The 8,926-nt window shown below is 68.1% G+C and carries 10 protein-coding genes; 9 read left to right on the forward strand and 1 reads right to left on the reverse strand.

The genetic code is table 11. From position 1 onward, the window contains the following. Positions 1-2: 2 nt before the first annotated feature. Positions 3-839, reverse strand: a complete 837-nt coding sequence (locus ACMUOO_RS00510) for an EamA family transporter (RefSeq protein WP_301919347.1) — start codon at positions 837-839, stop codon at positions 3-5. A 149-nt stretch (positions 840-988) separates the two neighbouring features. Here ACMUOO_RS00510 and ACMUOO_RS00515 point away from each other — a divergent pair, with 149 nt between their 5' ends. The 9 genes from ACMUOO_RS00515 to ACMUOO_RS00555 form a co-directional block, all read left to right on the forward strand. Further along, positions 989-1,549 (forward strand): NifU family protein, encoded by a 561-nt coding sequence (locus ACMUOO_RS00515; protein WP_301919348.1) that lies wholly within the window; start codon positions 989-991, stop codon positions 1,547-1,549. A 3-nt stretch (positions 1,550-1,552) separates the two neighbouring features. Beyond that, positions 1,553-2,158, forward strand: a complete 606-nt coding sequence (tsaB, locus tag ACMUOO_RS00520; protein WP_301919349.1) for a tRNA (adenosine(37)-N6)-threonylcarbamoyltransferase complex dimerization subunit type 1 TsaB — start codon at positions 1,553-1,555, stop codon at positions 2,156-2,158. Beyond that, complete coding sequence (locus ACMUOO_RS00525) at positions 2,155-2,607, forward strand: GNAT family N-acetyltransferase (protein ID WP_301919350.1); 453 nt, start codon at positions 2,155-2,157, stop codon at positions 2,605-2,607. Before tsaB ends, ACMUOO_RS00525 begins: the two co-directional genes overlap by 4 nt. Positions 2,608-2,762: 155 nt before the next feature. Continuing rightward, entirely contained in the window at positions 2,763-3,758 is a 996-nt protein-coding gene (locus tag ACMUOO_RS00530) for a BMP family lipoprotein (RefSeq protein ID WP_301919351.1), read from the forward strand. Beyond that, positions 3,758-5,344: an ABC transporter ATP-binding protein gene (locus ACMUOO_RS00535; RefSeq protein WP_301919352.1), complete on the forward strand. Its 1,587-nt coding sequence runs from the start codon at positions 3,758-3,760 to the stop codon at positions 5,342-5,344. The genes ACMUOO_RS00530 and ACMUOO_RS00535 overlap by 1 nt, the downstream gene beginning before the upstream one ends. After that, positions 5,341-6,435, forward strand: a complete 1,095-nt coding sequence (locus ACMUOO_RS00540; RefSeq protein WP_301919353.1) for an ABC transporter permease — start codon at positions 5,341-5,343, stop codon at positions 6,433-6,435. The genes ACMUOO_RS00535 and ACMUOO_RS00540 overlap by 4 nt, the downstream gene beginning before the upstream one ends. Beyond that, positions 6,435-7,403 (forward strand): ABC transporter permease, encoded by a 969-nt coding sequence (locus ACMUOO_RS00545; protein WP_301919354.1) that lies wholly within the window; start codon positions 6,435-6,437, stop codon positions 7,401-7,403. The genes ACMUOO_RS00540 and ACMUOO_RS00545 overlap by 1 nt, the downstream gene beginning before the upstream one ends. After that, a complete protein-coding gene (locus ACMUOO_RS00550; RefSeq protein ID WP_301919355.1) occupies positions 7,387-8,190 on the forward strand; it encodes a purine-nucleoside phosphorylase in 804 nt (267 codons plus the stop codon). Before ACMUOO_RS00545 ends, ACMUOO_RS00550 begins: the two co-directional genes overlap by 17 nt. Before the next feature lie 110 nt (positions 8,191-8,300). Further along, on the forward strand, positions 8,301-8,926 hold a 626-nt coding region (locus ACMUOO_RS00555; protein WP_413854678.1), incomplete at its 3' end, for a sulfite exporter TauE/SafE family protein.

Genomic DNA, 8,926 nt, shown 5'->3' on the forward strand with positions numbered 1-8,926 from the left:
GCTCAGAGACGCGTCAGCGCGACACCCGCCGCGATCATCAGCACGGACAAGGCCTTGGCTTCGGTCATGCGTTCGCGCAGGACGAGCCAGCCGATGAGCACTGCAAAGAGGATCGAGCTCTCTCTCAGTGCCGCGACAAGCGCGATGGGCGCGCGCGTCATCGCCCAGACCGCGACGGCATAGGAGGCATAGGAGGCTGCCGCGCCGATTCCCCCCGCGAGCCATACCCTGCCCGCCCGGGGCATCGCAGCGCGACCGCGCAGGGCGAGCATCGCGGCGGCGAAGATCAGTCCGTCGACGACAAAGAGCCAGCCCACGAACTGGGTGGAACTGCCCGCCAGCCGGGCGCCATGCCCGTCCACCAGCGTGTAGCCCGCCGTCGCGCAGGCGGCGCCGACGGCGAAGGGCAGCATCCGCCGCGACTCGCCGCTCGTCCAGACCCCGCGGGCGAGAAGGAGGATTCCCGATCCGAGAAGGAGGATACCTGCTGCCTCTGGCGGGCGCACCGCCTCGCCGAGCCAGAGCGCACCCGCCACGAGTGTGATCATCGGCGCGGTGCCGCGGGCGAGCGGATAGACGCGGCCGAGGTCGCCATGTTCGTAGGCGAAGGTCAGGAAGAGCTTGTAGGCGGAGTGGATGGCGCCAGAGGCGACGATCCATGTCCAGACCTGCGTCCCTGGCAGCGGCTGCGTCGTCACGACGGCGAGGCCGATCACGCCCTGGACGCCCGACAGCACCATCATGGTGCCGGCGCGGCTCGCCCCGACGCGGACAAGCGCGTTCCAGCCCGCGTGCAGGAGCGCGGCGCCAAGGACGGCGAGGAAGACGGGCACGGACATCGCGGGGCCTCCGTGACGAGGCGTAGGCGGCCGCTGGCGCAAGGACAAGCGGCAAATCCGGCAGGTTGCCGACATCCCTTAGAACGATTCCAAATCTTGACTTGTCCCCCCCCGGAGCGCATATCGGCTGTCGAAACGGAGGCGCCGCCATGTTCATCCAGACCGAATCCACGCCGAACCCCGCCACGCTGAAATTCCTGCCGGGACTAACGGTGCTCGATGCCGGCACGGCGGATTTCCCCGCACCCGAAACGGCAGCCAAGTCCCCCCTCGCGCGGCGCATCTTCGCGGTGGATGGCGTCGCCGGCGTCTTCCTCGGATCGGACTTCGTGACCGTGACGAAGGCCGAGGCGGTTCGCTGGGAACACATCAAGCCGGCGGTGCTCGGCGCGATCATGGAGCATTTCCAGTCCGGCGCCCCGGTGATCGAGGGCGAGCGGCCGGAAAGCGCGCATGCGGAGCAGGACGGGCCGGACGGCGACATCGTGCGCCAGATCAAGGAACTGCTCGATACCCGGGTGCGCCCCGCGGTGGCGCAGGACGGCGGCGACATCACCTTCCACGGCTTTGACCGGGGGGTCGTCTACCTGCACATGCAGGGCGCCTGCGCCGGATGCCCGTCCTCGACCCTCACGCTGAAGATGGGGATCGAGAACCTCCTCAGGCACTACATCCCCGAAGTGACCGAGGTCCGCCCCGTCGCCGCCTGAGCGATGACCGGACCGCTCATCCTTGCCTTCGACACCTCGGCCGCGCATTGCGCGGCCGCGCTCGTCTCGGGCGACCGGGTGCTGGCGGCGCGGGCCGAGGAAATGGGACGCGGGCAGGCGGAACGGCTGATGCCGATGCTGGAGGAGATACTGGCCGCCGAGGGCGCCGTCTGGCGCGACCTGGCCGCCCTGGGGGTCGGCATCGGGCCCGGAAACTTCACCGGCGTTCGCATCTCCGTCGCCGCCGCGCGCGGGATCGCGCTCGGGCTCGGGATCCCCGCCGTCGGCGTGACCGGGTTCGACGCCTGCGCCCATGGCGAGCCGCGACCGCTATGGGTCGCGATCGAGGCGGCGCGCGGCATGGTGTATCTTCAACGCCACGGCGCAGACACGACAGACACACCCGACCTCCGGACGGCGGCCGCGACCGAGGCGCTCGACGCGCCGCTTCGCTGGCTCTCGGACATGGCCCCCGCCCTTTTGGCGACGCACATCGCCCGGATCGCCGGTGAGCGGCGGCACCTGCCCCTGCCCCGCCCCGCACCGCTCTACCTGCGCCCCGCCGACGCCGCACCGATGCGCGAGGCGCCGCCCGTCCTGCTGCCATGACCGCCGATCCCGGACGACTCGCCCGGATCCACGGCGAGAGCTTCACCGTGCCCCGGCCCTGGACGGCAGTCGAGATCGCCGGACTGCTCGCAACGCCCGGCGCCTTCCTCATCGAGGCGCCGGACGGGTTCCTGATCGGCCGGGCGCTGGCCGGCGAGGCAGAGCTTCTGACGCTCGCCGTCGCGCCGAGCGCACGCCGCCGCGGCACGGGCGCAGCACTTGTCGCGGGTTTTCTCGATCGCGCCGCCACCGCGGGGGCCGGACGCGCGTTCCTCGAAGTGTCCGCCGACAATGCCGCCGCACGCGCGCTCTATGCGCAGGCCGGCTTTGCCGAGGCAGGCCGGCGGCCCGGCTATTACCGCCGGCCCGACGGCGGCGCCACGGATGCACTCCTCCTTGCCCGCGCGCTTGGGCCTGCGCCTCTGGCCGAACCGCGTCAGACTGCTTGACCAATCGGTCAAGTTGATCGGTCCTCATGCGGAATCGCTATTGACCGGCAAGTGCCCTTTCGCCCTAATCGTCGGCAATCCGCGCCGTTGACAGGCCGCCCCGCGGGGCGACGCAGAGCGCGGATCGACAGGGATTATCAACCGGGAGTTCCTCCATGACCCTTCAGAGAAAATTCCTCGGCGCGGCCGCGGTGCTGGCGCTGACCTCGGGCGCGGCCCTGGCCGACCCGGCGATCATCTACGATCTCGGCGGCAAGTTCGACAAATCCTTCAACGAGGCCGCCTTCAACGGCGCCGAGAGGTGGAAGGCGGAAACCGGCGGCACGTACAAGGAGTTGGAGATGCAGTCCGAGGCCCAGCGCGAACAGGCGCTGAGGCGCCTGGCCGAAGCGGGCGCGAACCCGGTCGTGATGACCGGCTTCGCCTTCGGCGACGTGCTGAACAAGGTGGCGCCCGACTTCCCCGACACCAAGTTCGCGATCATCGACATGGTCGTCGAACAGCCGAACGTGAAGTCGGTCGTCTTCAACGAACACGAAGGCTCCTACCTCGTCGGCATGATGGCGGCGCTGGCCTCGAAGACCGGCACGGTGGGATTCATCGGCGGCATGGACATCCCGCTGATCCGCAAGTTCGGCTGCGGCTACGCCGAAGGCGTGAAGGCGGTGAACCCCGATGCGACGGTCGTGCTGAACATGACCGGCACCACGCCCTCGGCCTGGAACGACCCGGTGAAGGGCGCCGAACTGGCCAAGGCCCAGAAGAGCCAGGGTGCCGACGTGATCTATGCCGCCGCCGGCGGCACCGGCATCGGAGTGCTTCAGGCCGCCGCTGACGAGGGCATCCTCTCGATCGGCGTCGACAGCAACCAGAACTACCTGCATCCCGGCCAAGTGCTGACCTCGATGGTGAAGCGGGTGGACAACGCCGTCTATGACGCCTTCAAGGAAGGCGCCGAGATGACGACGGGGATCAACGTCATGGGGCTTGCCAATGACGGCGTGGGTTACGCGATGGACGACAACAACGCGCCCCTCGTCACCGACGACATGAAGGCCAAGGTCGAGGAGGCCGCCGCCAAGATCAAGTCCGGCGAAATCGTGGTGCACGACTACATGTCCGACAACACCTGCCCTGCCGCGACCTTCTGATGGCCGCGGGCGGCGACAGCGTGACGACAACGACGGGGCGGCCGGAAACGGCTGCCCCATTTGCCATCGAGCTCAAGGGAATCTCGAAAGCCTTCGGCCCGGTGCAGGCCAACAAGGACATTTCGATCCAGGTGGCGAAGGGGACGATCCACGGCATCATCGGCGAGAACGGCGCCGGAAAGTCCACCCTGATGTCAATCCTCTACGGCTTCTACAAGGCGGATGCGGGCCAGATCCTGATCAACGGCCGCCCGACGCAAATTCCCGACAGCCAGGCCGCGATCCGCGCCGGCATCGGCATGGTCTTCCAGCACTTCAAGCTGGTGCAGAATTTCACGGTGCTCGAAAACGTGATCCTCGGCGCCGAGGATGGGCCTCTTCTGCGCCCCTCGCTCGCAAAGGCACGCAAGGTGCTGGGCGAGCTTGCACGGGAATACGAACTCGACGTCGACCCCGACGCGGTGGTCGAAGAACTCTCGGTCGGACACCAGCAGCGGGTGGAGATCCTGAAGGCTCTCTACCGCAGCGCCGAGATCCTGATCCTCGACGAACCCACCGGGGTTCTCACGCCCGACGAGGCCGATCACCTCTTCCGCATCCTCCGGGGCCTGAAGGACCAGGGCAAGACCGTGGTCCTCATCACCCACAAGCTCAGGGAGATCATGGAGATCACCGACACCGTGTCGGTGATGCGGCGGGGCGAGATGACGGCGACGGTCAAGACCTCCGGGACGAGTCCCGAACAGCTCGCCGAGCTGATGGTGGGCCGCAAGGTGCTGCTCGACGTTGCGAAGGGGCCGCCGAAGCCGGGCCGCGTGGTCCTGGAGGTCGAAAACCTCCGCGTCGTCGATGCCGACAAGGTGGAGCGTCTGCGGGGCATCTCGTTCCATATCCGCGCGGGCGAGATCTTCGGCATCGCCGGTGTCGCCGGCAATGGCCAGTCCCAGCTTCTGGAAGTGCTGGGCGGCTTTCGCCGCGCCACCGGCACGGTGCGGCTGAACGGTGTGGATCTGGACCTGACCGGCACGAAATCCGACGGCCAGACCCGGCGCGCGAAGGGCATTTCCCATGTGCCGGAGGATCGCCAGCGGCTTGGCATGATCATGGATTTCGCGGCCTGGGAGAACATGGCCTTCGGCTATCACAACGACCCGGCCTACCAGAAGAACCGTTTGCTGATGGACAACGGCGCCATCCTCGAGGACACGAAGGGCAAGATGGAGCGCTTCGACGTGCGCCCGCCGATCCCGACCCTGCCCGCGAAGAGCTTTTCCGGCGGCAACCAGCAGAAGCTGATCCTCGCCCGCGAGATCGAGCGGAACCCCGAGCTTCTGCTCGTCGGCCAGCCCACGCGCGGCGTCGACATCGGCGCGATCGAGTTCATCCACAGGCGCATCGTCGAGCTGCGCGACGCAGGCAAGGCGATCCTGCTGGTCTCGGTCGAGCTCGACGAAATCCTTGGCTTGGCCGACCGCATCGCGGTGATGTTCGACGGCCGCATCATGGGCGAGCGCGACCCCGAGAAGACCAACGAGCGCGAGCTCGGCCTTCTGATGGCCGGGGTAGAGGGAGGTCAGGCGGCATGACGAAGCTTCCCCGCTGGGCCGACCTCGTCCTAGTGCCCGCCATCAGCCTTCTCCTCGCGGGCCTCATCTCCGCCCTCGTCATCCTCGCCATCGGGCAAAGCCCGTCCGAGGCGCTGCGGACGATGGTCCAGGGCGCGGTCGGATCGGCCTATGGCTGGGGTTACACGCTCTACTATGCCACGAGCTTCATCTTCACCGGGCTCGCGGTGACGGTGGCGTTCCACGCCAGCCTCTTCAACATCGGCGGCGAGGGCCAGGCGCAGCTTGGCGGCCTTGGCGTGGCGCTCGCCTGCCTCGCCCTGCCCTGGCCGCACTGGACGCTCGCGCTTCCGGCGGCGATGGCGGGCGGCGCGCTCTTCGGCGCGGCCTGGGCGGCGGTGCCGGCCTACCTCCAGGCGAAACGCGGCAGCCACATCGTCATCACCACGATCATGTTCAATTATATCGCCGCGGCCCTGCTCATCTATTTCCTCGTGGAGGTCCTGCGCCCGCCAACCAGCATGGACCCGGCGAGCGCACGCTTTCCCGAAGGGACGCGGCTGCCGACACTGCATGAAATCCCGGGGCTGAGCCTCGTGTTCTCGAAGCAGGTGCCGGCGAACGTGACGCTCTTCGTGGCGCTCCTCGCCTGCTGGCTCGTCTGGCTCCTCCTCTGGCGCACGCGGCTCGGCTATGAAATCCGCGCCTTCGGAAAATCGGAACCGGCCGCGAGTTATGCGGGGATCAACCCCTTCCGGGTGACGATGATCGCGATGCTGATTTCCGGCGCGCTCGCCGGGCTCATGTCGATCAACAACGTCATGGGCGAGGCCGGGCGGCTCCTGCAGAACTCGGCCGAGGGGGCGGGCTTCATCGGCATCGCGGTGGCGCTCATGGGCCGCAACCATCCGGTCGGCGTCTTCCTCGCCGCCATCCTCTTCGGTTTCCTCTATCAGGGCGGCGCAGAGCTTGGCCTCTGGACCGCGATCCCGATCGAACTCAGAACGGTCGTCCAGGGCCTCGTGATCCTCTTCACCGGCGCCCTCGACTACATGGTGCGGATGTTCCTCGGCCTCTTCTTCCGGCCGCGACCGCTCGCGGGGGCCGCGTGATGGACTATGCGACGCTTCTGCAGATACTCGATTCTACGCTGCGCCTCGCGACGCCCTTGCTCCTCGCCTGCCTCGCCGGGCTTTACTCCGAACGGTCCGGCGTCTTCGACATCGGGCTGGAGGGCAAGATGCTCGCGGCGGCGATGTGCACCGGTGCCGTCGCTGCGCTGACAGGCAACGTCTGGATCGGGCTGCTCGCCGGGATCGCGGGTTCCCTCGTCTTCGCCGCGATCCACGGGCTCGCCTCGATCACCTTCCGCGGCAACCAGCTCATCTCGGGCGTTGCACTGAACTTCGTCGCCTCCGGGATCACCGTGCTGGCCGCCCAGTCGCTCTTCCGGCAGGGCGGGCGGACGCCGCCCCTGACCGGCAATGGCCGGTTCAACCCGATAGAGCTTCCCTTCGCCGACGCGATCGGGCAGGTCCCCGTCCTCGGTCCCTTCTACCGCGAGGTGCTCTCGGGCCATGGGGCACTCGTCTATGTCGCGCTTCTGGCCGTTCCGGTCACATGGTGGGCGCTCTACCGCACACGCTTCGGGCTCCGCCTGCGGGCCGTGGGCGAAAACCCCGCCTCGGTCGATACCGCCGGCATCTCGGTCGTGCGGCTGCGCTATACCGCCGTGATGATCACCGGCGTCCTCTGCGGGATTGCCGGGGCCTACATGGCCGCCGGGCTTCAGGCCGGCTTCGGCAAGGAGATGACGGCGGGGCGCGGCTACATCGCGCTCGCCGCGCTGATCTTCGCCAAGTGGCGGCCGTGGTACGCGCTGATGGCGACACTGCTGTTCGGCTTCTTCCAGGCCCTGGCACTCCGGCCTGACGTGATCAAGAAGACCGTGGGCTTCGACGTGCCGGTGCCCATGCTCGACGCGCTGCCCTACATCCTGACGGTGATCGTGCTCGCAGGCTTCGTCGGCCGCGCCATCCCGCCGCGCGCCGGAGGCGAGGCCTATGTCAAGGAGCGCTGATCTTGCCCGGCTCGTTCGTGACCGCGGAGGATCGGAGCCGGTCAGCCACGGGCTGATCCTCGGCTCCGGCCTCGGCCACATCGCGGGCGAGGTGCAGGGCGTGGCGATCGACTATGCCGATCTGCCGGGCTTTCCACATGCAGGTGTCTCGGGGCACAACCCGAAGCTGGCGATCGGCACGCTCGAGGGCGTGCGGGTCGCCGTCTTCGGCGGACGTGCGCACTACTACGAACGCGGGCACGCAGACGCCATGCGGTTGCCGCTGGACGTGCTGAAGGCACTCGGCGCCGACCGGCTGATCGTGACGAACGCGGCCGGTTCGCTCCGACCGGACACGCCTCCGGGTTCACTGATGCTCTTGTCGGACCACATCAACTTCTCCGGTCTCAATCCCCTGATCGGAGAGCCCTCGGACGCGCGCTTCGTGCCGATGACCGATGCCCATGACCCCGCGATGCGCGCGGCGCTTCGCACCGCGGCGTCGACCGAGGGCCTCGACCTTCCCGAAGGCGTCTATGCCTGGTACTCCGGCCCCTCGTTCGAGACCCCGGCCGAGATCCGCGCGATCCGCACGCTCGGGGCAGACGCCGTCGGCATGTCCACGGTCCCCGAGGTGATCCTCGCCCGCTTCCTCGGGCTGCGGGTTGCCGCCGTCTCGGTCATCACGAACATGGCCGCGGGCATGAGCGACGAGAAGATCAGCCACGAGCACACGAAGGCCATGGCGCCCCTCGGCGCGGCCAAGCTTGAACGGGTGCTCCGACGATACCTGCGCGACCTGGTCTGAGCGGGGCCCGCGATCTGGCCTCATGGCTTTGGCGGCGAGCGTTTGACACCGTCCCTCGAGGGGGGCAAGACTGGTCCCAGGCGCGCGCTTTCATCGGACACGGCGACGAGATGCAGATCTACCTGCCCATCGCGGAGGTTTCGGTCAACGCCTTCATGCTGTTCGGAATCGGCGGTCTGGTGGGCGTGCTCTCGGGACTCTTCGGCGTCGGCGGCGGGTTTCTCATCACGCCGCTCCTCTTCTTCATCGGCGTTCCTCCGACGGTCGCCGTCGCGACCGGGGCGAACCAGGTCGTCGCCTCCTCCGTCTCGGGTGTCCTGGCGCATCTGAAGCGGCGCACCGTGGACATGCGGATGGGAGTCGTCCTTCTGGTCGGCGGCCTCCTCGGCTCCGCGCTCGGGATATGGGCCTTCAACATCCTCACGCGGCTCGGGCAGATCGACACGGCGGTGCAGCTTTCCTATGTCGTCTTTCTCGGCTTCATCGGCCTGCTGATGTTCCAGGAAAGCGTGCGCGCCATCGTCCGCGCGCGCAAGACAGGCCCCCGTCCCGCGGTGAAGCGGCATCAGCACCTCTGGGTCCACCGGCTGCCCTTCAAGATCAAGTTCCGCGCCTCGGGCCTTTACATCTCGGTCATCCCCCCCGTCCTCGTCGGCATCGTCGTCGGCGTCCTGGCCGCGATCATGGGTGTCGGCGGCGGCTTCATCATGGTGCCGGCTATGATCTACCTTCTCGG

Source organism: Albidovulum sp. (genome assembly GCF_041919395.1).
Taxonomy (GTDB): domain Bacteria; phylum Pseudomonadota; class Alphaproteobacteria; order Rhodobacterales; family Rhodobacteraceae; genus Albidovulum.

What these genes read in the sequence shown, in the direction of transcription:
- ACMUOO_RS00510 (WP_301919347.1), bottom strand. Translation starts at nt 839, where the DNA reads ATGTCCGTGCCCGTCTTCCTCGCCGTCCTTGGCGCCGCGCTCCTGCAC.
- ACMUOO_RS00545 (WP_301919354.1), top strand. Translation starts at nt 6,435, where the DNA reads ATGGACTATGCGACGCTTCTGCAGATACTCGATTCTACGCTGCGCCTC.
- ACMUOO_RS00535 (WP_301919352.1), top strand. Translation starts at nt 3,758, where the DNA reads ATGGCCGCGGGCGGCGACAGCGTGACGACAACGACGGGGCGGCCGGAA.
- ACMUOO_RS00540 (WP_301919353.1), top strand. Translation starts at nt 5,341, where the DNA reads ATGACGAAGCTTCCCCGCTGGGCCGACCTCGTCCTAGTGCCCGCCATC.
- ACMUOO_RS00525 (WP_301919350.1), top strand. Translation starts at nt 2,155, where the DNA reads ATGACCGCCGATCCCGGACGACTCGCCCGGATCCACGGCGAGAGCTTC.
- ACMUOO_RS00530 (WP_301919351.1), top strand. Translation starts at nt 2,763, where the DNA reads ATGACCCTTCAGAGAAAATTCCTCGGCGCGGCCGCGGTGCTGGCGCTG.
- ACMUOO_RS00550 (WP_301919355.1), top strand. Translation starts at nt 7,387, where the DNA reads ATGTCAAGGAGCGCTGATCTTGCCCGGCTCGTTCGTGACCGCGGAGGA.
- ACMUOO_RS00515 (WP_301919348.1), top strand. Translation starts at nt 989, where the DNA reads ATGTTCATCCAGACCGAATCCACGCCGAACCCCGCCACGCTGAAATTC.
- tsaB (WP_301919349.1), top strand. Translation starts at nt 1,553, where the DNA reads ATGACCGGACCGCTCATCCTTGCCTTCGACACCTCGGCCGCGCATTGC.